The organism is Arcicella lustrica (assembly GCF_034930985.1).
Taxonomy (GTDB): domain Bacteria; phylum Bacteroidota; class Bacteroidia; order Cytophagales; family Spirosomataceae; genus Arcicella; species Arcicella lustrica.
Window position 1 is genome coordinate 108,379 of sequence record NZ_JAYGIM010000008.1, and the last position, 26,672, is coordinate 135,050.

14 protein-coding genes are annotated in these 26,672 nt (G+C 36.0%); 10 read left to right on the plus strand and 4 right to left on the minus strand.

Annotated elements, in window-relative coordinates; genetic code table 11:
- Window positions 1-142 precede the first annotated feature (142 nt).
- The gene (locus VB798_RS11310) at window positions 143-1,906 is read left to right on the plus strand and encodes an ABC transporter ATP-binding protein (protein ID WP_323258584.1); all 1,764 of its coding nucleotides are present in this window, start codon (window positions 143-145) and stop codon (window positions 1,904-1,906) included.
- Between the two features lie 45 nt (window positions 1,907-1,951).
- Here the strand turns inward: VB798_RS11310 and smpB are convergent, their stop codons facing one another.
- The 4 genes from smpB to VB798_RS11330 all read right to left on the minus strand — a co-directional run bounded on the left by smpB (window position 1,952) and on the right by VB798_RS11330 (window position 6,264).
- Window positions 1,952-2,407, minus strand: a complete 456-nt coding sequence (gene smpB, locus VB798_RS11315; protein WP_184137047.1) for an SsrA-binding protein SmpB — start codon at window positions 2,405-2,407, stop codon at window positions 1,952-1,954.
- 124 nt (window positions 2,408-2,531) lie between these two features.
- Window positions 2,532-3,131 carry an OmpH family outer membrane protein gene (locus VB798_RS11320; protein WP_323258585.1) on the minus strand — a complete coding sequence of 200 codons (600 nt, stop codon included), beginning with the start codon at window positions 3,129-3,131 and terminating at the stop codon, window positions 2,532-2,534.
- A gap of 246 nt (window positions 3,132-3,377) precedes the next feature.
- The gene (locus VB798_RS11325) at window positions 3,378-3,788 is read right to left on the minus strand and encodes a hypothetical protein (protein WP_323258586.1); all 411 of its coding nucleotides are present in this window, start codon (window positions 3,786-3,788) and stop codon (window positions 3,378-3,380) included.
- A 34-nt stretch (window positions 3,789-3,822) separates the two neighbouring features.
- On the minus strand, window positions 3,823-6,264 hold the full coding sequence (locus VB798_RS11330; protein ID WP_323258587.1) for a penicillin acylase family protein: 2,442 nt from the start codon (window positions 6,262-6,264) through the stop codon (window positions 3,823-3,825).
- A gap of 714 nt (window positions 6,265-6,978) precedes the next feature.
- Here VB798_RS11330 and VB798_RS11335 point away from each other — a divergent pair.
- From VB798_RS11335 to VB798_RS11375, 9 genes are all read left to right on the plus strand, one after another.
- Entirely contained in the window at window positions 6,979-8,238 is a 1,260-nt protein-coding gene (locus VB798_RS11335; RefSeq protein WP_323258588.1) for an efflux RND transporter periplasmic adaptor subunit, read from the plus strand.
- A gap of 148 nt (window positions 8,239-8,386) precedes the next feature.
- The gene (locus VB798_RS11340) at window positions 8,387-9,064 is read left to right on the plus strand and encodes an ABC transporter ATP-binding protein (protein ID WP_323258589.1); all 678 of its coding nucleotides are present in this window, start codon (window positions 8,387-8,389) and stop codon (window positions 9,062-9,064) included.
- 109 nt (window positions 9,065-9,173) lie between these two features.
- The gene (locus VB798_RS11345; protein WP_323258590.1) at window positions 9,174-11,570 is read left to right on the plus strand and encodes an ABC transporter permease; all 2,397 of its coding nucleotides are present in this window, start codon (window positions 9,174-9,176) and stop codon (window positions 11,568-11,570) included.
- A gap of 113 nt (window positions 11,571-11,683) precedes the next feature.
- Window positions 11,684-14,062 carry an ABC transporter permease gene (locus VB798_RS11350; protein WP_323258591.1) on the plus strand — a complete coding sequence of 793 codons (2,379 nt, stop codon included), beginning with the start codon at window positions 11,684-11,686 and terminating at the stop codon, window positions 14,060-14,062.
- Window positions 14,063-14,192: 130 nt separating this feature from the next.
- Window positions 14,193-16,667 (plus strand): ABC transporter permease, encoded by a 2,475-nt coding sequence (locus VB798_RS11355; protein WP_323258592.1) that lies wholly within the window; start codon window positions 14,193-14,195, stop codon window positions 16,665-16,667.
- An 82-nt stretch (window positions 16,668-16,749) separates the two neighbouring features.
- On the plus strand, window positions 16,750-19,176 hold the full coding sequence (locus tag VB798_RS11360; RefSeq protein WP_323258593.1) for an ABC transporter permease: 2,427 nt from the start codon (window positions 16,750-16,752) through the stop codon (window positions 19,174-19,176).
- 118 nt (window positions 19,177-19,294) lie between these two features.
- Window positions 19,295-21,655: an ABC transporter permease gene (locus tag VB798_RS11365; RefSeq protein WP_323258594.1), complete on the plus strand. Its 2,361-nt coding sequence runs from the start codon at window positions 19,295-19,297 to the stop codon at window positions 21,653-21,655.
- 110 nt (window positions 21,656-21,765) lie between these two features.
- A complete protein-coding gene (locus VB798_RS11370) occupies window positions 21,766-24,150 on the plus strand; it encodes an ABC transporter permease (RefSeq protein WP_323258595.1) in 2,385 nt (794 codons plus the stop codon).
- A gap of 111 nt (window positions 24,151-24,261) precedes the next feature.
- Entirely contained in the window at window positions 24,262-26,646 is a 2,385-nt protein-coding gene (locus tag VB798_RS11375; protein WP_323258596.1) for an ABC transporter permease, read from the plus strand.
- Window positions 26,647-26,672: the final 26 nt, after the last annotated feature.

The following is a 26,672-nucleotide window of genomic DNA, read 5'->3' on the forward strand; positions in this document are numbered from 1 at the left end:
TAAACATAATATACCAAAAACAGCCACAGAATTCTCTTAAATGAGTTTTGTGGCTGTTTCATTTTAAGCCTATTGTATTCTTGAGAACTTATTTTTTGAGCTTTGGGTTAATAAGTAGTCTTTAATTCAGCAAATTACCCACATGAAAATACTTTACCGTTACCTAAAAAAGTACCAAACCACCGTTTTGGGAGCATTGTTATTAGCTGCCATCAATCAGATTTTTTCATTACTTGACCCTTTCATTTTCCGAAAAATCATTGATGATGTAGCCACCGTTTATCGTTCCGATAATCACACCGTTCAAGAATTCCTTTATGCCATTTTACCACTTTCTGGTGCTTCAATCGGAGTAGCTTTTGTGAGTAGAGTGGCTAAAAACTTTCAAGATTACTTTATCAGTACTGTTACCCAACGAGTAGGAGCGCAAATTTATGCCGATGGCATTAGTCACTCGCTTGAATTACCTTATGAATCTTTTGAAGATCAGCGTTCAGGTGAAACTTTGGGCAAATTGCAAAAAGTAAGAGTTGATGTCGAAAAACTAATTTCTGTCGGAATCAATATTCTTTTCCAATCGGTTATTGCTTTGATATTTATCTCAGTTTATGCCTTTTCGGTACATTGGATGATTCTGCCTTTATTCTTAGTAACAGGGCCACTAATTGCTTGGATTAGCTCGGTTTTGAGTAAAAAAATTAAAACCATTCAAATTCAAATTGTAAAAGAATCAACAGGCTTGGCAGGTTCTACCACTGAATCTTTACGGAATATTGAATTGGTAAAATCACTGGGTTTAGCTAAACAAGAAATTGCCCAACTCAATGCTACCACGCAAAAAATATTAGCCCTCGAACTCAAAAAAGTACGTTATGTTCGTTCGATGTCTTTTGTGCAAGGTACTTGTGTAAACTTCATTCGTGCTTTGATGGTGTTGGTTTTAATCTATTTGATTTACGAAAACAAAATCACCATTGGTGAATTTTATTCATTGAATATTTACTCTTTCTTCCTTTTTGGACCTTTACAAGAAATCGGAAATGTGGTAAATACTTATCGTGAGGCAGAAGTTTCATTACAGAATTTTGAAGATATTTTTAAAATTCCTGTAGAAGTAAAACCTATAAATCCATATCCAGTTATCAGCATTGATTCTTTGGCTTTTGAAGACGTTAAATTTCGTCATCAATCTGCTAGTAAAGATGCTCTTCGCAAAATTTCTTTTGAAGCTAAAAAAGGCGAAACCATTGCATTTGTTGGACCATCAGGTTCAGGGAAATCTACTTTAGTGAAATTATTAGTAGGTTTATATCGCCCGAAAGAAGGTAAAATCCTTTTCAATGGACATAACTATAATGAAATTGATTTCGACCAATTACGTGAACGCATTGGGTTTGTAACCCAAGATACTCAACTGTTTTCGGGTACTATTCGTGAAAATTTATTATTCGTGAATCCATCTGCAACAGATGAACAATGTTTGGATGTACTGAAAAAAGCGGCTTGCAATACGCTGTTAGAACGTGCCGACAAAGGACTAGACAGTGTTATTGGAGAAGGTGGCGTAAAAGTATCAGGCGGTGAAAAACAACGTTTAAGTATCGCCAGAGCTTTATTGCGTAACCCAAATTTATTGGTATTTGATGAAGCAACTTCTTCTTTGGATTCATTAACGGAAGAAGAAATTTCAGAAACTATTCGTGAAGTATCGGAAGGACACACACATCTTACCATTGTGATTGCCCACAGACTTTCAACGATTATGCACGCCGATAAGATTTTTGTATTGGAAAAAGGTAGAATTGTAGAAAATGGCTCGCATACTGAATTACTCGACAACAAAGGTTTGTATTATGCGATGTGGAGACAACAAGTTGGTGAAAAAGATTCTATTGAACTAGAGTAAAACTCGAATCAGTGATTTAATATGGAACGTATTAAATCACTGATTTTATTCACGTTCCATACTTCTTTTCACATCTTTTTCTTTGATAGAATCACGCTTGTCATATAGTTTTTTACCTTTTGCCAAAGCAATATCTATCTTCGCAAAACCTCTGTCAGAAATATACATTCTTGTTGGAACAATGGTTAAACCTTGGTCTTTCAATTTATTCTGTAATTTCTTAATTTCTTTTTTGGTCAATAATAACTTACGGTCTCTTAATGGCTCGTGGTTATAATGTGTTCCTTCATTGTACTTCGAAATATTCATTTGTCGGATGTACAATTCCTCATTCAAGAACAAACAATAAGCATCCGTCAAATTTACTTTCCCCTGACGAATCGACTTAATTTCTGTTCCCATCAACATCACACCAGCCGAGAATTTTTCAATAAAAAAGTACTCGAACGATGCTCTTCTGTTTTTAATTTCTATATTTTTTTCAATGCTTTCCTTTGCCATCTTGATATAGTTTAATCTGTTTTTGAAAAAGTGTAGGGAGAATTCTTGCTAAAAAAAGCCATACAGTAAATCTGTACGGCTTTTTCTTTGACAAAATTATAAAAACTTTAAAGAATAATCTTAATTATTTCTTTTCTGGTCCTTTTTTCTCAGCATATTCTTTGTTTAAGCCTTCTACGATTTCTTTAGTTCTGTCTGCACTATCGTCAGCAAAAAGAATTCCACCGCCACTCAAAGTATAACCTAATACGAATTCAAACTTGTTTTCAGCATTATGTTTTTTGATGTATTCACGAATGTTAGCATACAATTCTTGCATTTTTTTGCCTTGTTCTTCGGCTAAAGCTGCTTGTTTTTGTTGGCTGTATTGCTGTAATTCAGAACCTTTTTTCTTCAACATCATGTCGGCAGCTTGTAAATCTGCTTGTGTCATTGTTTGCGCTCTTTGTTGAATTGCTTGTAATTCACCTTGAAGCGATCTTTCACGTTGACCTAAATCTACTTGTAAGCGGTAGCCCTTATTTTCAAATTCTTTTTGAGCATCCTTGTAAAATTGATAGTTTGCCAATAATGAATCTGTATTGACATAAACTGTTTTCTTTTCGCCACTAGCGGCTGATGAAGAAGAGCCAGAAGTAGCAGTTTCCTTGTTGGCAGATTTATCACACGAGAAACATCCAATTGCTAATAAGCCACTGCACAAGATTAGGGATAATTTTTTCATTTCAGTTAAAGCCCCTGCCCCAAGGGATAATTTTTGAATTATGTTTGTCTTCGGTTGGGGTATTTGGAAGATAAAAATTTAACAAATATACTAAATTTGTGGCAATTTGAAAATGAAGCATTCAGCACAACATTACACTGAAAATCAAACAGTTAATATCAAAAAGCACACTTACCAATAAGTTATTTAATTGTTAAGAAGTTACAATTTAAGTGCTTTCATTCATTTTCAAAGCCTTCGTGCCAATTATTTATTGAGCGAACTTCTTACCAAGTAACCGCTCATGCCTGCAAAACCGCCTACTAAACCGCCAATCAAAACCGTAATAGCGATTAAAAGACCAGCGTTTCCATTCAAAGGTAAAATGCTTGCAATTTTGGTAGAAAGTATTCCATCTGTAGCAATATGATAATATAAAGTTACCAAAAGCCAAAGCATTGCAATGCCTCCTGCTCCCTTTCGGAAGGCTTCTCCGCTAGATTTTGCCTGTAAATAACAGGCTGTAAAAGACGCCAATGCAATTACCCACCAATCGAAAAAGTATTGACTCACAAAAGCCAACATAATAATAATTGAGGTTAGTGGACTAAAAAATGCTGAAACTAGTTTCCCTAAAAAAGTAGTTTCTTTATCGCTTGTTGAAATATTATTTATCATCTTAATGTCTGATTTGTATTTTAAAATTATGCCCTTACTTCGTTAGCTTGATTGTCTTTTTGATTCTTGCCGATTTCTCATTTTTGTTTTGCAGGAATAATAACTCATTGAGTTTTCCTTGTCGCCAAGTTTCAATCATATCATCATAATGCGGACTGCCCGGATTGCCCGATTGCCCACCCGGAATGACACCATAACCTTTCACAGCATTGTTTTTTCCTAATTGTATAATCATTCTCCAAGATGGTCCTGTGCGTTCGGTTGTGGCATTGACAATCCCTGTTCCTCCGCCAATATTCACGTTCATTTTACTGAAAGCATCCAAACCGGGAATTAAATGTTTGATGTCGGTAGATTTATAATTTGCCCAAGCCCAAGTATAGCCCATATCGGCTTTTTGCCATTTGGTTAAACTATCCAAAGTAGCGGTTAAGGAAGTACCGGCTAATTCTTCCAATGTTTCTACTTTGTTTTTAGTATTTACATTATCAAACCATTTTGCTGTTGGTTCTTGCTTGATTAACTGAATAGTTTTATCCAAAGATGGATACTTCATCGGAATATTTTCATCGTAAGCAAATTCATCTTGCCAGATAGATTCGTACAATAAATTCGACCATGTTTCAAAAATCGTTGGTGCTATTTCAGCTACATCATTTTGCTTATTCCAAGTTTGTAATACTTTAATGGCTTTGGCTTGTTTGGCTGTTGGTGCTTTTACCAAGCTGATTAATTTGCCCAGTATGCCAGCCGCTTTAAGATTATAATTATCGTTTTGCAAAGCTCTTAAACTATCTACTGTAATTTTACTCATACCTTCCAAACGCTGATTGATGCGTCTGCCACGTTCTGATGCAGCAAATTCCCAATTGATATAATATGGATAACTAGGGTCTGTTGATGATTGATTGGCTGAACTAACAAAACCTCTCGCTGGATTTTTCACATGTGGATTGTGTGCATGCGGAATAAATCCTTGCCAATCTGCCATTTTATCGGTTCCATCTAAAATGTACTTTCCTTGTAATTTCGCTTTCAATGGAAATTTACCATTTACCCAAAGTGCAATGTCATCTTGGTTACTTGCAAAGACAAAATTCTGTGCTGGAGCAGCGTAGAAGCTCAAAGCTTTTACATAATCATCATAATTTTTAGCACGATTTAACTGATAGAATGTCGTTAATTCTTGTGATTTATCATGTGCAATCCATCTTAGTGCATGACCCGTCGGAATATTTTTCTTGAATGGTTTTTCATTATCTAAATACACGATTGGTCCATGATGTGTAAATAAAACGGTATCTAATACAACCTCTCCGTTTTTCATAATATATCTTTCAGGACGCTTGGTAATCTTTTTCCATTGTCCGTCGTGCCAATATTCATTCATTTTGGCATCTTTAAATTTCACTTCATACCAGTCAACAATATCAGCCCCTACATTGGTTACTCCCCAAGCGATGTCCTTATTGAAACCACTAATTACATTCGGAGTACCCGGCATGGTAGCACCATAAACATTGACATTTGGACCAACCAATTGCATTTGATACCAAATAGAAGGAAGACTTAAAGTAAGATGTGGGTCGTTTGCTAAAAGTGGTAAACCAGAAGCAGATTTACTTCCGCTAACTGCCCAGTTGTTTGAACCAATGCCTTTATCACGTTCGGTACTTGCTTTCATACTTCCAGTTCCTACAAAGTCGGCTGGAGCTTTTGGCAAAGGTAGTGGCGTAAAATCTTGAGGCGTTCCTGTTGGAATAATCGGACTTTCTTCAAAAGGATAATTCGGAAAAAGTTCTTCGGCTACTTCTCTGCCATATTTTCTCAAGATATTCGTCATGCGTAAATCGTCTGTGCCAGAAGCTAATACGAAAGACATATTTTTCAAGAACAAAGCACTTTTAATAGGCGTCCAACGCTCTGGTTGATAACCCAACAATTTATATTCTACGGGTAATGTTCTTACTTTTAGCTGGTCGATGTACGCATTCACTCCTTCTGAGTAAGCTTCTAAAGCTACTTTCGACTGTGGGTCCTCCATCATGCCTGCCAAAGATTTCTCTGCACCATATACTGCCCCCATTCTACGGTTGTACTTATCTGATTCCAAGGCTTTTTCACCCACAATTTCCGTCAGCCTACCTGCTGCATAATGCGTTTGAAATTCCATTTGCCAAAGTCTATCTTTCGCCGTAACGTATCCTTGCGCTAAGTATAAATCATGGTCATTATTGGCAAAAATATGCGGAATGCCAAGTTCATCGTATTCAATGGTTACTTCATCTTGCAAACCTGCTAATTGTAAAGAGCCCTCAACAGGTTTATCGCTCAAAGGTTTTTCGGCATTTACCCAAAAACCCGTAAAAGGACTCAGAAAACGCCCAAAGGCAGGAGCTGTTCCCCAACCTCTATTAAGTGCATAACATAAAGCAATGGTGAAAGCAAGCGAGGCAATGGCTTTAGAATATTTCATTGAAATCAGTGAATGTTAGTTTGACGATAATTGCACTAATTTAGAGAAATTTTATATTAAACATAGCCCCGTAAGGAAATAAAGGAAGGAATCTTGATTGAGAATTAATCTTGGATGATTTTTCAACAATCAAGTGAGGCACTAAAAGGATAAAACTTTCCTCTTTTTACCCCAATTTTCCTAAAAAAAGAGGAAAGTTTTATCCTTTTAGTAGGAAAATTGGTACTTAAAGTATCAATTTTCCTACTTTTTTGCGGGAAATTGCGGTTTTAAGTAGCAAATTTCCTATTTAACTTCGGATAATTGCGGTTTTAGGTGGCAATTTTGCTATTCCAAGTATCAATGTTCCTATTTCAAGTAGAAATTTTGCTTGTTTTTTGCGGGAAATTGCGGTTTTAACTGAGATGATTCGATTAGTGAAATAAAACACTCTTTCATGAATCAGGCTTCTATTGGATTTGGCATCCATACAATTGCTTAATCTATTCCCTGTCTTTTCCTTAACATTACTATCACCTCAAAAAACAAGCATTATTCCTTGTTCATTTCCGAACAAAAAGTGTATCATTTCCGAACACTTCTTCAAGAAAAATACAATCAAACAACTAATTATCAGACACTTAACTTTTTGGCATTATCTTGTTAATAAATCATGCAAAACAGAATGGATAATTGATGAAACACATCTAATCTTATTAAATTAATTTCAATACAATGGATAGAGTAATCGAAAAAAACAAATGGTCTGCAAAACGAATTCTCCCGTGGATTGGTGGCGTAGCAGTAATTGGACTGATTGCAGCAAGTTATTTCAATACCACAGGCAACAGCAAACTGAATGTAGAGGAAGATAAAATTATGATTTCGGAAGTAAGCAAAGGAAGCTTTCAGGAGTTTATCCCTGTTAACGGAATTGTGATGCCTATCCAAACTATTTACTTAGATGCCCTTGAAGGCGGTAGAGTTGAAGAATTGTATGTAGAAGATGGTGCTATTGTAAAGAAAGAACAACCGCTCTTGAAATTATCGAATACCGACCTTGAATTGGATTTGGCAAACCGTGAAACTTCTGTTTTCCAGTTGATTACGCAAATGCAATACACACAAAATTTAGCTCGTGAAAACACCATTCGTCAACAAGCTAATTTAGCAGATATTGATAATGCTTTGGTAGAAGCCAAAAGAGTATATGAATTGAATAGCCGTTTGCATAAAGAAAAAGTGATCTCTGAACAAGACTATAAATCATCTCTAAACCTATATAACTATAACGTTAGACGTAAATCGCTGATTGAAAAAACTTTAAAACAAGATTCAATCACAACGGCAACACAATTAACACAAATGAAAGAAACCGTTGCCCGCACGCAAGAAACCTTGAAATTGATGCGTAAAAAGGCTTCTGATTTAGTGGTGAAAGCTCCAGTAGCGGGTCAACTTACTTCAAGAAATGCCGAAATCGGTGAAAACAAAGTACGTGGAGTAAGGTTAGGACAAATTGATGTACTCAGCGGTTTTAAAGTACGTGCTGATATTGACGAACATTATATCGCCAGAGTATTCATTGGCTTGACGGGTGAATTTACGATTTCGGATAAGACTTATAAACTACGTGTTAAAAAGGTTTACTCACAAGTAACAAACGGACGCTTCCAAGTAGATATGGAATTTGTTGGAACGCCTCCAAGTGATATTCGTCGTGGACAAACGCTTCAAGTTCGTCTTTCATTAAGCGACCAAACACAAGCAGTTTTATTGGCAAAAGGTGGTTTCTATCAACAAACTGGCGGAAACTGGATTTTCAAAGTAGGCGAAAACGGACAGAAAGCTTATAAAGTTGACATTCAGTTAGGTCGCCAAAACCCTGAGTTTTATGAAGTATTAGAAGGCTTAAAACCGGGCGACAAAGTAGTGACATCAAGCTATGAAAATTACGGAGATATGCAGGAGTTGGTGATTAAGAAAACACCATAAATCCAATTTTCATCAATAGAGGTGGACTTAAGTCCACCTCTATTGATGAAAATTGGAGAATTATATTCTAAAATCTAAACTAATACAAGATATTCACTCATAAACAAACGCAGCCCCTGCGTTCTCCTCGGAGGTTAGGGTATTTAACATGCTTAAAATAACAGACTTAGAAAAAATTTACCGTACCGAAGACATCGAAACGGTTGCTTTAAACAAACTTTCTTTAGGTGTAAAAAAAGGAGAATTTGTTGCCATCATGGGTCCTTCTGGCTGTGGCAAATCTACCTTGTTGAATATCATCGGAATGTTGGATGATGCTGAAAAAGGTAGTTTCATGTTCAATGATGAAGAAATTATCCACTTCAACGAACGTCGCCGTGCTGACCTCCGCAAACGTAATATTGGTTTCGTGTTCCAATCTTTCAACTTGATTGATGAACTAACAGTATATGAAAATGTAGAATTACCTCTTTTGTATTTAGGAGTTGATGCTGCTGAACGCAAACAAAAGGTAGAAGCTGTATTGGAAAAAGTACAAATCATGCACCGTAGAAATCACTTTCCACAACAATTATCGGGTGGTCAGCAACAACGTTGTGCCGTAGCTCGTGCCGTTGTGAATACCCCAAAATTAATCTTAGCCGATGAGCCAACAGGTAATTTGGATTCTACGAATGGTAACGAAGTGATGCAATTACTAACAGAATTGAATGAAGCAGGAACGACCGTAATCATGGTAACGCACTCTGAACATGACGCTCGTTATGCCCACAGAATCATTCGTTTATTGGATGGAAAAGTGGTGATGGAGAATATTTTGGGATAACCTCATTGAGTGATTTAGTGAATTGTGAATGAGTGAGTAAATAATTGTAAAAATCACTCAATCACTAATTCACAACTCACTAAATATCAATTGCAAAACCTTTAAAACCATGTTAACAAATTATATAAAAATAGCTTTTCGTAACCTTTTGAGGAACAAAAGTTACGCTTTTATCAATATAGCAGGTTTGTCGTTAGGGCTTACCTGCGCCATGTTGATTTTTGCTTTAGTTCGCTACCATTTCAGTATTGATAAACATCACAGCAAATATGAAAATACTTACAGAATCGTAAGTGAATTTGTTTCGAGAGAAGGTGGTGAAAATTTTCATTCTCCAGGTGTCCCCTATCCTCTTGGCAAAGCTGTTTTAACAGATTATCCCAATATCGAAAACCTTTCGATGACGGAATTAATCGAAGATTATTTCGAGGCGATTCCATCAAAAAATGGCGAAGACAAAAAATTTAAAGAAACTGGTGAAGGTGCTTTTGTAGAACCTACTTTCTTTAAAATCTTTGATTACGAATGGATTCAAGGAGGTTTTGAAGAATTAAAAAATCCTAATACGGTTGTCATCAGTGAGAAAAATGCCATAAAGTATTTTGGAACAACAGACGTAATAGGTAATGTCATAAAACACGAAGGTCGTTTGAACCTTAAAATCGTTGGTGTTTTCAAAGATTATAAAGACAATACAGATTTTGCCTACGAAGTAATGCCCTCGTATGCAAGTTTGAAAGAATATTATGGTTCTATCAACGATAATTTCGGAAGTACAAATAGCAGTACTCGTTGTGTAGTTTCATTGAACGAAAAATTCACCAAAGCTAATTGGGACAAACTGATGCCTGCTTTTGTGAAAAAATACCGTCCAGATGAAGCAAAATATATTCACTATGTAATGCAACCATTGAAAGAAATTCACTTTTCAGAAGACTATGGTGGCATCAATAAAAACCTTATTTTATCACTCTTTGCCATTGGTATTTTCTTAATTATTACAGCAAGTATCAACTTCGTCAATTTAGCAACCGCTCAGGCTTTGAAACGTTCTAAAGAAGTAGGTGTTCGCAAAGTTTTAGGAAGTTCAAAGGCACAATTGTTTTGGCAATTTATGGCTGAAACAGCCATGATTACCATTACTTCATTGCTGATTTCAATTGTACTTTTTCAATTTGGGGAGAAAGTGGCACGTGAGTACTTAGATGGAGCTTTCAGATTTACTTTCTACTTCGATGCCTCTGTTATCTTGTATGTTGTCCTTATTATTCTTGCCGTTATCGTACTTTCTGGAGCGTACCCAGCTTTAGTATTGGCAGGATTTCAACCCGTAATGGCTCTGAAAGGTAAAATTTCAACACAACAAGTAGGTGGTTTTTCTGTAAGAAGAAGTTTGGTAGTCGTTCAGTTTGCCATTTCGCAAATGCTAATTATTGGCATGGCAGTAGTGACAAGCCAACTGTCGTATTTTCAGAATAAGGATTTAGGCTTCAAAAAAGAATCTATCTTAACCATTAGTCTTCCTTTTATGTCGAAGCAAGATGTTGTCAAAATGAATACCTTCAAGAATTTGGCTTCGGCTGTTCCTGATGTAGAAAAAATCAGTTTTTCAATGTCGGGTCCACCGCAATCTGGCTGGGTAAATAGCACAAGTTTAAGATTTGACAATCGTGGAGAAGACGAAAAATGGAGTACTCATGTCAAAAGCATTGACGCTAATTATTTAGATTTATACGGTATAAAATTAGTAGCTGGGCGTAACCTTTACCCTTCTGATTCTATCAGAGAAGTAGTGGTAAATGAAGCTTTTGCGAAAAAGCTTAACTTCAAAGACCCAGCAAAAATTATCGGTAAAAAAATAGAAGCAAGAGGGCGAAATGTAGAAATCGTGGGCGTAGTAAAAGACTTTCATCAACAGTCACTTTCCCAAACGATTGAACCTTTATACATGACAACCTTGGCTACAAATTACTATTCTGTCAATGTTAAATTACGTTCAGCTAATTTTCAAAAAGTAATTAAAACTTTAGAAAAAAGCTTTAATCAAGTATATCCAGAAAGTTACTTCAATCATCAATTTGTAGATGAAGCCATCCAAAGAGCTTACCAAGAAGAAGAAACAATGGGCAAACTCATCAACTTCTTTGCTTTGGTTGCCATCTTAATTGGTTGTTTGGGGCTTTACGGTTTGGTGTCGTTCATGGCAGCACAAAAAACCAAAGAAATCGGTATCAGAAAAGTATTAGGAGCAAGTATTGGCAATATTTTAATGATGTTCGGAAAAGAATTTGCTCAATTAATCATCATCGCTTTTTTTATCGCCGCTCCTGCTGCTTGGTGGATAATGAACGCTTGGTTACAAAATTATGAGTACCGCATCAGCATTGGTGCAGGGATTTTCTTACTTTCTATTGGTACGACGATACTCATTGCCAGCATTACGGTAGGTTATCGTTCGGTTCGTGCATCCTTAGCAAATCCCGTAAAAAGTTTAAGAACAGAATGATTTTTGAGTTGGGAGTTTTGAATGCGGAGTGAGGAGTAAATTTTTCGAAATCCTAAATCCAAAATCCTTTAGTCTTTAAGTCCTTGAGTCAACAACCCTAAAACCTAAGAAACATGTTACAAAATTATTTCAAAATTGCACTAAGAACATTGTTGAGAAACAAAGCTTTCTCTGCCATCAATATCGTTGGGCTTTCAGTAGGTATGGCTGTAGCAATGTTGATTGGCTTATGGATTTATGATGAAATTTCTTTCGATAAATATCACCAAAAATACGACCGTCTGGCACAAGTAATGCAAAACCAAACTTGGAATGGCGTTACGGGTTCGCAAACGGCAATGCCTTTGCCTTTAGCTCCAGAACTAAGAGCTAAGTATTCAGGAGATTTCAAAAATGTAGTTTTGTCTTCATGGAATTTTGAACACATTTTGGCAGTAGGCGATAGAAAATTTACCAAAACTGGAAATTTTGTAGAACCGAAATTTCCAGAAATGTTTTCGTTCAAAATGTTGAAAGGTTCTCAAAATGGGCTTAAAGACCCCTACTCTATCCTTATTTCTGAATCAGTTGCCACTGCTTTATTTGGGAATACCGACCCCATTAATAAGATAATTAAGGTCAATAACAAAACCGATGTAAAAGTAACAGGTGTTTATGAGGATTTACCGCATAATACCAGTTTGACCGAAGTTACTTTTGTTTTGCCTTGGAGTTTATACTTAGCCACAGAAAATTGGGTGAAGAACTCGCAAGACCAGTGGAATAATAATTCATTCCAAACTTTTGCAGAATTGAATCCAAATGCTGACTTTGATAAAGTTTCTGCAAAAATTAAGTTTGTAAAATTCAATCATGATAAACAAGATGCAGCCAAACCAACGGTGTTCTTACATCCGATGAGTAAATGGCATTTGTATTCTGAATTCAAAGATGGCAAAATTGCTGGCGGACGTATTCAGTTTGTATGGTTATTTGGCATTATTGGCGTGTTTGTACTTTTGTTGGCTTGCATCAATTTCATGAATTTAAGTACTGCTCGCTCTGAAAAACGTGCTAAAGAAGTAGGCGTTCGTAAAGCAATTGGTTCGGTTCGTTCGCAATTAATTACTCAGTTTTTAAGCGAGTCTTTACTGATTGTTGTTTTTGCTTTTATCCTTACATTGGTGTTGGTAACGCTTACTTTGCCTTGGTTCAATGAATTATCAGATAAAAAAATGTCCATTCTTTGGACAAATCCATATTTCTGGCTCATCAGTATTTCATTTTCATTGATTACAGGTTTGGTTTCAGGAAGTTATCCAGCATTTTACTTATCATCTTTTGATCCTATCAGAGTACTAAAAGGTACATTTCGTGTGGGGCGATTTGCCGCCATTCCTCGTAAAGTATTGGTAGTAATTCAATTTACGGTTTCGGTTACTTTAATCATCGGAACAATTATCGTATATCGCCAAATTCAACACGCTAAAAATCGCCCAATTGGTTATAGTCGTGATGGACTGATTGCTATAAACATCAATACTCCTGAATTGGTGGGTCATTATGATGCACTTAGAAGTGATTTATTAAAAACAGGAGCAGTATATGAAATGTCACAGTCATCAAGTCCAACAACGGCAGTTTATTCCAACCAAATTGGTTTCAATTGGGAAGGAAAAGACCCTAATTTACAAGCACTTTTCGGAGTAATTGCCGTTTCACATGATTATGCAAAATCGGTAGGTTGGCAATTTGTAGAAGGTAGAGATTTTTCAAGAAGTTTTTCGACAGATACTTCTGCCATGATTTTGAATGAAGCAGCTGCAAAATTTATTGGTTTCAAAAAAACGGCAGGACAAAACATCAATTGGAACGATAAAAATTATCGTATCGTGGGTGTCATTAAAAATATGGTGATGGAATCGCCTTATGAACCTATCAAACCAACGATATTTTTTATCAATTATGGTTGGGCAAATATTATCAATATCAAGTTGAATCCAGCCATGAGTGCCTCCGCTTCTTTAGAAAAAGTAGGAGATGTATTCAAAAAATATAATCCGGGTAGTCCATTCGATTACAAGTTTGCCGACGACCAATACGCTTTGAAATTCAGTGGCGAAGAACGTATAGGTAAATTAGCTACTTTCTTTGCTTGCTTGGCAATTTTCATTTCTTGTTTGGGCATTTTCGGCTTGGCATCTTTCACGGCAGAACAACGCACGAAAGAAATTGGTGTCAGAAAAGTATTAGGTGCTTCGATTTTCAATTTATGGCAATTACTATCAAAAGATTTTGTGATGTTGGTCATGATTTCCTTCCTAATCGCTACGCCAATTGCTTATTACTTTATGAATGGCTGGCTGAAAAATTATGAATATCGTTCTGAGATTTCTTGGTGGATTTTTGGAATATCAGGTTTAGGTGCATTGATTATTACTTTACTAACCGTAAGCTATCAGGCCGTAAAAGCAGCTTCGGCTAATCCAGTGAAGAGTTTAAGAACAGAATGATTCGATTTGGGATTGGGGATTTCGGATTTGGGATTTAAAAAAAATCACCGAAATCTCAAATCCAAAATCCTTTAGTCCTTTAGTCCTTTAGTCCTTTAGTCCTTTAGTCATCAATCCTAAAGTCAAGAAAATGTTCAAAAATCATTTAAAAATCGCTTTGAGAATCTTGTTGAGAAACAAGGTTTACTCATTCGTTAATATATTGGGTTTGGCAATTGGCGTAAGTGCCTGCTTGGTGATTTATTTACTTGTAAGTTTTGAACTGAGTTTTGAGGACTTTCAACCCGACCGTGAACGTATTTATAGAGTAACTTCTGGTTTCAAAAACCAAGAAGGGGAAGCTTTTTATAATGCAGGATTATCATCTCCGATGCCCTCTTCTATTGTACAAGAAATTTCGGGCATAGAATATTTATCGGCTTGTCATGTTTGGAGTGCAAGAGCCACCGTGCCAAATGATAAAAAAGATGGAAAAAATCCACCTAAAATCTGGAAAAATGAAGACTCAGAAGTATTAGTTTGTCAGCCTGAGTATTTCAAAATTTTCAACTACGAATGGTTAGCTGGCAATCAAAAAACGGCACTAACTACACCAAACGAAGTAGTTTTAACACAAACCGAAGCAGAAAAATATTTTGGCAAAATTCCTTTACAACAAGTATTAGGCAAGCAATTATACTTCAATGATTCTTTGGCGACAACTGTAACGGGCATTGTGAAAGACTTCCCTGTTAATTCTGATTTTAAGTTTAAAAATTTTATTTCTTTCAAAAGCATTGAATCCAAAAATTGGCGTAAAGAATTTCAATTAGACCAATGGACGAATACCAATTCGAGTTCAATGGCTTTTGTCAAGCTTACTCAAAATGTCAAAGCCATTACTGTAAATGCACAATTTCCTGCTTTTCTAAAAAAACATCTCGACCAAAAAGATGAATGGAATATTGGTAGAACACTGACTTTGCAAGCCTTATCAGACATTCATTTTTGTGATAAATTACAAGACAATTTCTCAAGACAAGTACATTTACCAACACTTTACACATTGTTGGGAATCGCTGGATTTTTGCTGTTGATTGCCTCCATCAATTATGTCAATTTATCAACCGCCCAATCTATCACTCGTGTGAAAGAAATTGGTGTTCGGAAAGTTTTAGGAAGTAATAGAAAAACTTTAGTGATTCAGTTTTTGTGTGAAACCTTTATCATCACTTCTTTAGCTGTATTTTTCTCTGTTATTTTAGTAGAACCCATTCTTTGGATTTTCAAAGATTTTATTCCGAAAGAATTATCTTTTAATGTTTTGAGTCCGAATATTTTAGGCTTTTTAGGTATCATCACACTTGCAACTTGTGTGTTGTCGGGCTTGTACCCTGCTTGGATGATTTCATCTTATCAGCCCGTTTCATCTTTGAAAAACCAAGTATCATCTGGCGGACAAACTCGTACTGCGCTACTTCGTAAAGCCTTGATTACTTTCCAATTTACGGCATCGCAAGTATTTATTTTGGGAACAATCATTGTGGCTACGCAATCGAAATATATGCTTAATAAAGACCTTGGTTTTAAGAAAGATGCCATCGTTCATTTTTACACAGATTGGAACGACCCAGACAATAACAAGAAATTTGTATTGATTCAAAAAATCAAGCAAATTCCTGAAATAGAAAGCGTTAGTCTTGGAGAAACCCCTGCAAGAAATGGTTATTCTACCAACAGAGTGACTTATAACGAAGGTGGAAAAGAAATCAAAATAGACGTTCATAGAAGAACGATTGATGAAAATTATATACCGATGTTTGGTATAAAAATTTTAGCAGGCAGAAACATTATTGATAGCGACTCAGCCAAAGAATTTATCATTAACGAAACTTACGCAAAAGCATTGGGTTTCAAAAAACCTGAACAAGCTGTTGGACATTTTTTAGTGTATTCGGGCGGAAAAGGAGATTATAAATTGCCCATCGTAGGCGTAGTGGCTGATTTTCATTTACAATCATTGCACAAAGCCATTCAACCTTTGTATATGATGTCGGAAACCAAGTATGAGTCTGCGATGAGTGTAAAAATTCATAGTAAAGGACAATCTTCTGCTGATTTCAAAAGTGTTTTAGCCAAAATAGAAAAAGCTTACAAGGAAATCTATCCTAATAGTTACGAAGAATTTAGTCCGAAGTTTTTTGATGAAAGCATTGCCAAATTCTATGAAAAAGAAGAACGCTTTGCTAAAATTCTCAATACCGCTACGGGCGTTGCTATCTTGATTTCTTGCATGGGTTTATTTGGCTTGGTGGCTTTTACAACCCAACAACGCACCAAAGAAATTGGTATTCGCAAAGTATTGGGAGCTTCAGTGACACAAATCATGCAATTGCTGTCGAAAGACTTTTTGAAATTAGTCATTTTAGGAATCTTCATTGCTACGCCAATTGCCTATTGGGCGATGAATCAATGGTTACAAGATTTCGCTTATCGCATTACTATTAGTTGGTGGATTTTTGCTTTGGGTGGAATCGCCTCTATCATCATTGCTTTGATTTCTGTAAGTTATCAATCGGTAAAAGCTGCTTTGATGAACCCAGTGAAGAGTTTAAGAACAGAATAAGTTGAGTTGTGAATTTTGAGTGCGGAGTGAGGAGTATTTTCTCTCCAAACCTCCAAAGTCCTTTAGTCCTAAAGTCAAGAAAATGTTCAAAAATCATTTAAAAATCGCTTTGAGAATCTTGTTGAGAAACAAGGTTTACTCATTTATCAACATTGCAGGCTTGGCATTGGGGATTGCTGCCTTTTTGTTGATTTTGGAATATGTAAGTTTAGAAAAAAGCGTGAACCAATTTCACGCCAACTTGCCGACAATGTACCGACTTTTGAACCAAAATACTAAAGGTGAAACTTGGGCACAAGTAGAACCGGGTTGGTCTGAAAAAGCAAAAGAACGTTTTCCCGAAATCAAAACTTATTGTCGTGTAGCCGAGAGCGTTGGGAAAGGCGTGGTGAAATATGATGCTAAAAGTGTTTCTTTCGGAGAGAAAAAAATTGCTTATGCAGAAGGCAATTTCTTTACGTTTTTTAGCTTTTCATTGCTTCAAGGCACGGTCTCTGCCTTACAAAAGCCCGATGTAGTTTTTGTAGCAGAATCTGTGGCGAAAAAGTATTTTGACGCAGAAAATCCTATCGGCAAAACGCTTACTTTATATAACCAATTTGGAAAAAAAGATTATTTAATAGAAGGCATTTTTGCCAATATGGGCGACAATTCCGACATTCAACTCGACTTTGTTTTTTCTTTAGAAACCTTAAAAAACCCAGCCAACCTCAATGATAACTCTTGGGCAAATCTTACTAATCTGGATTCTCAGTATATTGACACCTATTTTCAGCTAAATCAAAATGCTGATTATTTGGCGCTTGAAAGCAAGCTCAACGTGCTTCGCAAGGAATTGAGCAAAGAAAATGATGATATTACTTTCCGTTTACAACACTTTTCAGAAATACATTTGGCAAGTAGCTTATCGGATAGTTATCAACACAATGGCAACATCAAATATGTATTTATTCTAAGTGGTATCGCCTTTTTGATTTTACTGATTGCATGGTTCAATTATATCAATCTAAGTACCGCCAACGCCCTAAAAAGAGCTAATGAAGTAGGCGTAAGAAAAGTAATTGGTGCTACACGCAACAATTTGGTGATGCAGTTTTTAGGAGAATCTATTTTAGTAAACCTTTTTGCCTTTGTCGGAGCTATTTTTCTGGTGACACTTTTACAACCATTTTTCAATGAAATCATTCAGAAAAATCTTTCGCTTACTACTTTACTTTCCTCCTCTTTGTGGATAATTGGCTTAGGCTTGTTGATTGTTGGGTCTGTCGCTTCGGGCATTTATACTGCTTGGGGGTTGGCGAATTTTAAATTAATAGAAACCTTAAAAGGTAAATTACATAAATCAGCTAAAGGGATTTTCTTGCGTAAATCGCTGGTGGTTACTCAATTTAGTATTTCAATTGTACTGATTATTGTTACGTTGATTATTTTCAGTCAATTGAAACACATGCAAAAACAAGATTTGGGCATGAATATCAAACAATTGTTGGTGATAAAAGGGCCAGAAATTGGGAAAGACAGCACTTTCAAAAACCGAGTAAATGCTTTTGAAAACGATATTGCCAACCTCAATTTCGTGAATGATTATTGTACCAGCGGAAGCGTACCAAGCAATTGGTATAATTTCACTACGGTTGGTTTTACTTCTGCTAAATCAAAAACTGGCGACGAACAAAAACCATATTCATTTATAACTATCGGACATAAATTTCTAAAAACCTACGATATTCCATTGAAAGCAGGAAGAAGTTTTACAGAACAAGAATGTGACGTTGAATGGAACAACAACAGCAAAGTACTCTTGAACGAAAAAGCCCTTGAACAAATGGGTTTTAAATCAGCCAACGAAGCCGTAAATGCCAAAATAAAATGGGATGAACGTTATTTGGATGTGATTGGCGTTGTGAAAGATTATCATCACAAAGGTTTACAAACCGCCATCGACCCGATGATTTTTTATCCTTTCAATAGTTCTTCGTACTTAACGATAAAGCTTGCTGGCGAAAATATGAATAGCAAAGTGGCGACTTTGGAAAATGTATTCAAAAAACATTTTTCGGGAAATCCATTTGAGTTTTTCTTTATGAGCGAAAATTTCAATAAGCAATACGAAACCGAAAGTCAGTACAGTACTTTGTTTACAACGGCTTCGGTTTGGGCAATTTTTATCGCTTGTATGGGACTTTTTGGTTTGGCTACTTTCACGGTAGAATCTCGCACCAAAGAAATTGGTATCCGTAAAATTTTGGGTGCTTCGGTATTCAGTATTGTACAATTGTTATCAAAAGATTTTTTGATTTTGGTAAGTATTTCCATTCTCGTCGCTTGTCCAATTGCTTATTATTTTATGCAGCAATGGCTACAAGATTTTGCGAGCAGAATCAATATTGAATGGTGGTATTTTGCTTTGGCAGGCGTTTTGGCTTTGGCAATTGCTTTACTCACCGTTGGTTTTCAAGCCACAAAATCTGCCTTAATGAACCCTGTGAAGAGTTTAAGAACGGAATGAGTTGAGTTGGGAATTTTGAGTGTGGAGTGAGGAGTAAATTTTTCCGAAATCTGAAATCTAAAATCCTTATTCCTTTAGTCCTCGGTCTTTTAGTCATAAATCCTAAAGTCATCTAATCATGATACAAAATTATCTAAAAATCGCTTTTCGTAACCTGTTGAGAAACAAGGTTTTTTCTGTGATTAACATTCTTGGATTGGCTCTTGGCATGACTTGTAGTCTGATGATTATGCTTTGGGTTCAAGACGAGCGAAGTGTTGACGCTTTTCACACCAATAAAAACCAATTGTATAGAATTTATATGAAGGAGTTTTTTAGCGGAAAAACACAAGGAGTAATCTGGACACCAGGCCCATTAGCTGAAGAGCTAAAAAGAGTAATTCCTGAAATACAAATGTCAACTGCTTTTTCTTGGCCTAGCAGCCAAACTTTTATGGTTGGCGATAAAGTAAATAAACAAGAAACCAACGTAGCCGGAGCTGACTTTTTTAAAATGTTTAGCTTCAAGCTATTACAAGGAAACCCCGAATCTGCTTTAAAAAACCTTAATAGCCTTGCTATTTCTAGAAAAATGGCCGAAATATTTTTTGGTAGTCCAGAAGTAGCCATAGGCAAAACAATTCGTTTCGATAATCGCAATGATTTAATCGTTACTGCTGTTTTTGAAAACCTACCGCAAAATAGCACCTTGAAATTTGATTGCCTCCGCAGTTGGGATGCTTACGTTATTGATAATGAATGGGCTAAAGATTGGGGCAGTACCGATCCCCTAACCTTTTTTATGATTCGTCCCGATGCGAACCCTGAGCTTGTAGCCAACAAGATTAAGCATGTACTAGATAAATACAGAAAAGGACTAGATAAAACAGAGTTAGCCATGCAGCCCTTTCATGAATATTATTTGAATAGTAATTTCAAAAATGCTGAAATGGAAGGTGGACGAATAGAGTACGTTCGTCTATTTAGTATTGTTGCTGTTTTTATCTTATTAATTGCCTGTATCAACTTCATGAACTTGGCAACCGCACGTTCGGCCAAAAGAGCTAAAGAAGTTGGTGTACGTAAAGTAGTTGGTGCTGTTCGCTCTGCGTTAATCAAGCAATTTGTGGGAGAAGCCATGTTACTTACCATTTTTGCGATTATTATTTCAGTTCTATTAGTTACGTTATTGTTGCCTTCGTTCAATAGCCTTACTGGCAAAGGAATCGTTTTACCAATTAATGAAATGTATTTCTGGGGTTTATTAATTGGGCTGACCTTTGTAACAGGTATCATCGCTGGTAGTTACCCAGCATTCTTCTTATCGTCACTGAACCCGATTAAGGTGTTAAAAGGTACCTTGAAAGTAGATTCAGCATCTACTTGGTTAAGACAAGGCTTGGTTGTCTTTCAATTCTCTCTTTCTATCATCTTGGTAATAGGAATGATTGTTATTTATCGTCAAATAGATTATATCCAACATAAAAACTTAGGCTTCAACCGTGAAAACCTGCTCTATTTTCCTGTTGAAGGTAATTTGAATAAAAAGTATAATATTCTAAAAGAAGAAATATCTCATCTATCAAGCATTAAGCAAATATCCCATATGACAGCAAACCCTGCTGGCATTGGCGATGGTACAGAGGCTATTAGCTGGCCAGGTAGTAACCCTAATGATAAAATAAGGTTTACGCCAGTGGGTGTTGGCTACGACTTTGCCAAAACAATGAAGCTTGAACTAGTGGCGGGTAGAGAGTACTCAAAAGATTTTGCTTCAGATTCATTAGGCTTTATCATCAACGAAACGGCACAAAAGGCAATGGGTTTTAAAAATCCTGTTGGTCAATCTGTTACTTGGGGTAGAGCAAAAGGTAGAATTATTGGTGTTGTGAAAGACTTCCATTTTCAATCACTTCATACGCCAATCAGACCGATGATTACTTATTTGAGTGATAGGTACAAACAAGGCAACATCATTGTTCGGGTTGAAGCAGGCAAAACAACTGAAGCTATTGCACAATTAGAGGTATTATGTAAAAAAATAAATCCAGAATATCCATTTACCTATTATTTCACGGACGAAGAGTACGCCAAACAATATAGAAGCGAGCAAGTGGTAAGTACATTATCTAGCTTATTTGCTTTCTTGGCTATTTTCATTTCCAGCCTTGGCTTATTTGGTTTAGCGGCTTTTATGGCCGAACAGCGTACCAAAGAAATCGGTATCAGAAAAGTATTAGGTGCTTCTGTAATAAATCTTGTTAATCTTCTTTCAAAAGATTTCTTAAAACTAGTACTATTAGCTTTTGTAATCTCAGCACCACTTGCTTGGTATGTAGCTAACAATTGGTTACAAGATTTTGCTTATAGAACTGAAATCTCTTGGTGGATTTTTGCAGTAGCTGGTATGTTGGCTTTATTAGTTGCTATGTTAACGGTTAGTATTCAGGCTATCAAAGCAGCGTTAATGAATCCTGTAAAAAGCTTAAAAACAGAATGATTTGACTTGGGAATTTTGAGTGCGGAGTGAGGAGTAAATTTTTCCAAAATCTGAAATCCCCAATCCAAAATCCCAAAGTCTTTTAGTCATAAATCCTAAAGTCCCAAAAAATGATACAAAATTATTTAAAAATCGCTCTAAGAACCTTACTCAGAAACAAGGTCTATTCCTTCATTAATATAGCAGGATTGGCTACTGGTATGGCAGTAGCTATGTTAATTGGTCTTTGGATTTATGATGAAATTTCCTACGATAAATCCCATGAAAATTATGACCGCATCGCACAAGTATTGCAACATAATCTTTATAATGGAGAAAAAACTACTCAGCCATCTAATCCTGCGGTAATGGCCGAAGAAATTCGCAGTCATTATGCCAGCGATTTTAAATATGTTTTACAATCTTCTTGGACATCAACCCATATTCTGACTTATGGAGAGAAAAAATTTACTAAATCTGGTAATTACTTTGAACCACAAGTAACAGATATGTTGAGTTTGAAGATGCTAAAAGGCACAAGAGGAGGATTGAAAGAACCAAATTCAATTTTAGTATCTGAATCAGTAGCAAAAGCATATTTTAGGGACACAGACCCAATGAATAAACTCCTAAAAATTGATAATAAAGAAGTAGTAAAAGTAACAGGCGTTTATGAGGATTTACCTTATAATTCAAGTTTTAGAGAAATGGAGTACATTTTACCTTGGGAATTATACCTGATTACTAATCCTTGGATTAAAAAGATGGATGATCCTTGGGGAAGCAATTTTACCCAAACTTTTGTACAATTGGCTGACAATGCTGATTTAGATAAAGTTTCAAAAAAAATCATCAATGTTAAATTCAATAAAGTTGCTAAAGAATACAAAAGCTATAAACCCGAAGTATTCTTACAACCTATGAATAAATGGCATTTATTTGGTGAATTTAAAAATGGAGTAAATGTTGGGGGAAGAATTGAATTTGTATGGCTTTTTGGTATTATTGGCATTTTCGTTTTGCTATTAGCTTGTATCAATTTCATGAATTTAAGTACCGCTCGTTCGGAAAAACGAGCTAAAGAAGTAGGTGTGCGTAAAGCCATTGGTTCTGCTCGTAGCCAATTAATTATTCAATTTCTAAGTGAATCCTTATTGGTTGTAGTGTTTGCATTTGTATTATCAATTCTTTTAGTTCAGCTTATTTTGCCTTCTTTCAATGAAGTAGCTGATAAAAAAATGGTCATTCTATGGACAAACCCTTTCTTTTGGCTTTTGGGTCTTAGCTTTAGCTTACTAACAGGTTTAATTGCGGGAAGTTATCCAGCCTTATATTTATCATCTTTCCAGCCTGTCAAAGTATTAAAAGGTACTTTCAAAGTGGGTCGTTATGCGGCTATTCCTCGTAAAGTATTAGTTGTTATTCAGTTTACAGTTTCAGTTACTTTAATTATCGGAACGATTGTAGTTTTCCGCCAAATTCAACATGCCAAAAACCGCCCAATTGGTTATAATCGTGATGGTTTAATCACCATGAATATGGCAACTCCTGATGTTCATAATCACTTTGAGGCTATCCGTGGTGAATTAAAAAGTACTGGAGTAATTTCAGAAATGACCGAATCTGGAAGCCCAACTACTGAAGTTTGGAATACCAATGGCGGTTTCGATTGGGAAGGGAAAGACCCAAATTTAGCCATTGATTTCCCGAACAATGGCGTTACTTATGAATATGGTAAAACCGTAGGTTGGCAATTTGTCGATGGACGAGATTTTTCAAGAGACCATGCTACTGATTCATTAGCCTTCGTAGTGAACCAAGCTGCCCTAAAATTCATAGGGTTAAAAAATCCAGTTGGAAAGACCCTTAAATGGAATGGTAAACCATTCAAAATTGTGGGAGTAATTAAAGACATGGTTGTACAATCGCCTTACCAGCCAGTGAGACCTTCATTATTTCATATTTCAAGTGACCAAGAAAATGTTCTTATCATTAAAATAAATCCTAAAATAAGCTCAAGAGAAGCATTAAGTAAAATAGAAATAGTTTTCAGAAAGTATAATCCAGCAGCTCCGTTTGAATACACTTTTGTAGATGAGGAATATGCGAAGAAATTCGGAAACGAAGAACGAGTTGGAAAACTGGCGACCTTCTTTGCAATACTTGCCATTTTCATTAGCTGTCTTGGCATATTTGGTTTGGCTTCATTCACGGCAGAACAACGCACCAAAGAAATTGGCGTAAGAAAAGTACTTGGGGCAACAGTATTGAATTTATGGCAATTACTTTCTAAAGATTTTGTCTTTTTAGTGATGCTTTCTTTTTTACTCGCTGCGCCAATTGCTTACTTTTTTATGAACAGCTGGTTGAAAAAATACGAATATCGTTCTGATATTTCTTGGTGGATTTTTGTAGCGTCAGGTTTGGGAGCATTACTGATTACTTTATTAACCGTGAGTTACCAAGCCATAAAAGCCGCTTCGGCAAATCCTGTAAAGAGTTTGAGAACGGAATGAGTTGAGTAGGGAATTTTGAGTACTGAATGAGGAGTGATTTTTTACCAAAATCCTAAATCTGAAATCCAAAATCCCAATGTCTTTTAGTCATCAATCCTAAAGTCCCAAAAAATGATACAAAATTATTTAAAAATCGCATTGAGAACCTTATTTAGAAACAAGGTTTATTCTTTCATTAACATCGGTGGACTTGCCGTTGGGATGGCAGTAACTATGTTGATTGGACTTTGGGTTTGGGATGAACTAAGTTTTAATAAATATCACAAAAACTACAACCGAATTGCTAAGGTTATGCAACACATAACCAATAATGGGGATATTCAAACCAGAGAGAGTGTACCTTATCCTTTAGCAGAGGAACTCCGCAAAAACTATGGAAGTGATTTCAAGCATGTAGTGTTGTCAATGGACGATGTATGGAATGTATTGAGTTATGGAGATAACAAGTTTTTAAAAGTAGGTTCATACTTTGAACCACAAGGAATAGAAGTCTTTGATGTAAAAATGTTAAAAGGAAGTGCTGATTGCTTAAAAGATCCGTCTTCTATCATTTTGTCAGAATCAGTAGCAATTGCACTTTTTGGAAAAACAGATCCATTAGATAAAGTCATTAAAATGGACAACCAATATAATGTAAAAGTTACGGGTGTTTATGAAGATTTCCCGAGGAATTCTACTTTCAATACAGTAACATTCATTGCTCCTTTTAAATTATTTTACAATAGATACGGATGGGTTAGAACTATAGCCGACCCCTGGCGAGCAAATGCTTTTCAGATTTATACTCAAGTAGCTGATAATGCTGATTTTGATAAAGTTTCATTAAAAATAAAAGATGTAAAATTAAAAAAGGTTAATTCTGAATTAGCCAAAATGAAGCCTACGCTATTTCTACAGCCGATGGCTAATTGGCATCTGTATTCAAACTTTAAAGATGGCTTTAATGTTGGTGGTCGTATTCAATATATTTGGTTTTTCAGTATCATTGGAGCATTCGTTTTGCTTTTAGCGTGTATCAATTTTATGAATTTAAGTACCGCTCGAAGTGCAAAAAGGGCAAAAGAAGTTGGCGTTCGTAAAGCAATTGGTTCTGCTCATGGTCAGTTGATTTCGCAGTTTTATAGTGAGTCCTTTTTAGTGGTTACTATTGCATTTATATTTTCGCTGTGTTTGGTTCAGTTATGCTTACCATTTTTCAACGAGCTGGCTAACAAAAACATCATCATTTTATGGTCAAATCCACTATTTTGGCTGGCAGGAATAAGCTTTAGCGTATTTACTGGACTGATGGCAGGAACTTATCCAGCACTTTATCTTTCGTCTTTTCAACCAGTAAAAGTATTGAAAGGCACTTTTAGCATTGGTCGTTTTGCTTCAATTCCACGCAAAGCTTTAGTAGTAATGCAATTTACAGTTTCAATTACTTTAATAATTGGCACAATCGTCATTTTTCGACAAATACAATATGCTAAAAATCGTCCTATTGGTTATGAAACCAACGGATTAGTCTCATTGCCACAAGCCATTAATGAAATTCACAAGCACTTCGATGTGGTAAAAGATGAGCTATATAAAACAGGAGCAATTGTTAGTATTTGCGAAACGTCTGGGCCAACCACAGAAAGTTGGTCAAGTAGTAGCGCATTTGAATGGCCAGGGAAAGACCCCAATCAATTAGCAGAAATTCCAATTGTTGGTACTTCTTACGATTATGGCAAAACGATAGGCTGGCAAATGAAAGAAGGACGAGACTTCTCTAAGGCTTTTGCAACAGACTCATCATCAGTCATTTTGAATGAATCAGCCGTAAAATTAATGGGTTTGAAAAACCCTATTGGCAAAACAATTACTTGGTTCAAGCAACCTTTTACAGTAATTGGCGTGGTGAAAAATGTAATTATGCAATCGCCTTATGAACAAGTAAAGCCTACAATATATAATTTCAACAAAGAGGATGTCGCTTATATTCTTGCTAAAATCAACCCTGAAATGAGTGCAAGTATGGCTTTGAGTAAAATAAAAACTGTCTTTGATAAGTATAATCCCTCTCAACCATTTGACTACAATTTTGTAGATGAGGAGTATGCCAAAAAATTCGGGGATGAAGTCCAAATAAGTAAATTAGCCAGCACCTTCGCCGTACTTGCCATATTTATTTCATGTTTAGGTTTGTTTGGCTTAGCCTCTTTTGTAGCAGAACAGCGCACCAAAGAAATTGGAATCAGAAAAGTATTAGGAGCAACAGTCTTGAATTTATGGCAATTATTATCAAAAGATTTTGTCTTTTTAGTAATGCTTTCCTTTTTACTCGCTACGCCAATTGCGTACTTTTTTATGAACAGTTGGTTGAAAAAATACGAGTATCGTTCTGATATTTCTTGGTGGATTTTTGTAGCGTCAGGTTTGGGAGCATTACTGATTACTTTATTAACCGTGAGTTACCAAGCCATTAAAGCCGCTTCGGCAAATCCTGTAAAGAGTTTGAGAACGGAATAATTTGAGTTTGGAATCTGGAGTTACGA

What these genes read in the sequence shown, in the direction of transcription:
- VB798_RS11310 (WP_323258584.1), top strand. Translation starts at nt 143, where the DNA reads ATGAAAATACTTTACCGTTACCTAAAAAAGTACCAAACCACCGTTTTG.
- smpB (WP_184137047.1), bottom strand. Translation starts at nt 2,407, where the DNA reads ATGGCAAAGGAAAGCATTGAAAAAAATATAGAAATTAAAAACAGAAGA.
- VB798_RS11320 (WP_323258585.1), bottom strand. Translation starts at nt 3,131, where the DNA reads ATGAAAAAATTATCCCTAATCTTGTGCAGTGGCTTATTAGCAATTGGA.
- VB798_RS11325 (WP_323258586.1), bottom strand. Translation starts at nt 3,788, where the DNA reads ATGATAAATAATATTTCAACAAGCGATAAAGAAACTACTTTTTTAGGG.
- VB798_RS11330 (WP_323258587.1), bottom strand. Translation starts at nt 6,264, where the DNA reads ATGAAATATTCTAAAGCCATTGCCTCGCTTGCTTTCACCATTGCTTTA.
- VB798_RS11335 (WP_323258588.1), top strand. Translation starts at nt 6,979, where the DNA reads ATGGATAGAGTAATCGAAAAAAACAAATGGTCTGCAAAACGAATTCTC.
- VB798_RS11340 (WP_323258589.1), top strand. Translation starts at nt 8,387, where the DNA reads ATGCTTAAAATAACAGACTTAGAAAAAATTTACCGTACCGAAGACATC.
- VB798_RS11345 (WP_323258590.1), top strand. Translation starts at nt 9,174, where the DNA reads ATGTTAACAAATTATATAAAAATAGCTTTTCGTAACCTTTTGAGGAAC.
- VB798_RS11350 (WP_323258591.1), top strand. Translation starts at nt 11,684, where the DNA reads ATGTTACAAAATTATTTCAAAATTGCACTAAGAACATTGTTGAGAAAC.
- VB798_RS11355 (WP_323258592.1), top strand. Translation starts at nt 14,193, where the DNA reads ATGTTCAAAAATCATTTAAAAATCGCTTTGAGAATCTTGTTGAGAAAC.
- VB798_RS11360 (WP_323258593.1), top strand. Translation starts at nt 16,750, where the DNA reads ATGTTCAAAAATCATTTAAAAATCGCTTTGAGAATCTTGTTGAGAAAC.
- VB798_RS11365 (WP_323258594.1), top strand. Translation starts at nt 19,295, where the DNA reads ATGATACAAAATTATCTAAAAATCGCTTTTCGTAACCTGTTGAGAAAC.
- VB798_RS11370 (WP_323258595.1), top strand. Translation starts at nt 21,766, where the DNA reads ATGATACAAAATTATTTAAAAATCGCTCTAAGAACCTTACTCAGAAAC.
- VB798_RS11375 (WP_323258596.1), top strand. Translation starts at nt 24,262, where the DNA reads ATGATACAAAATTATTTAAAAATCGCATTGAGAACCTTATTTAGAAAC.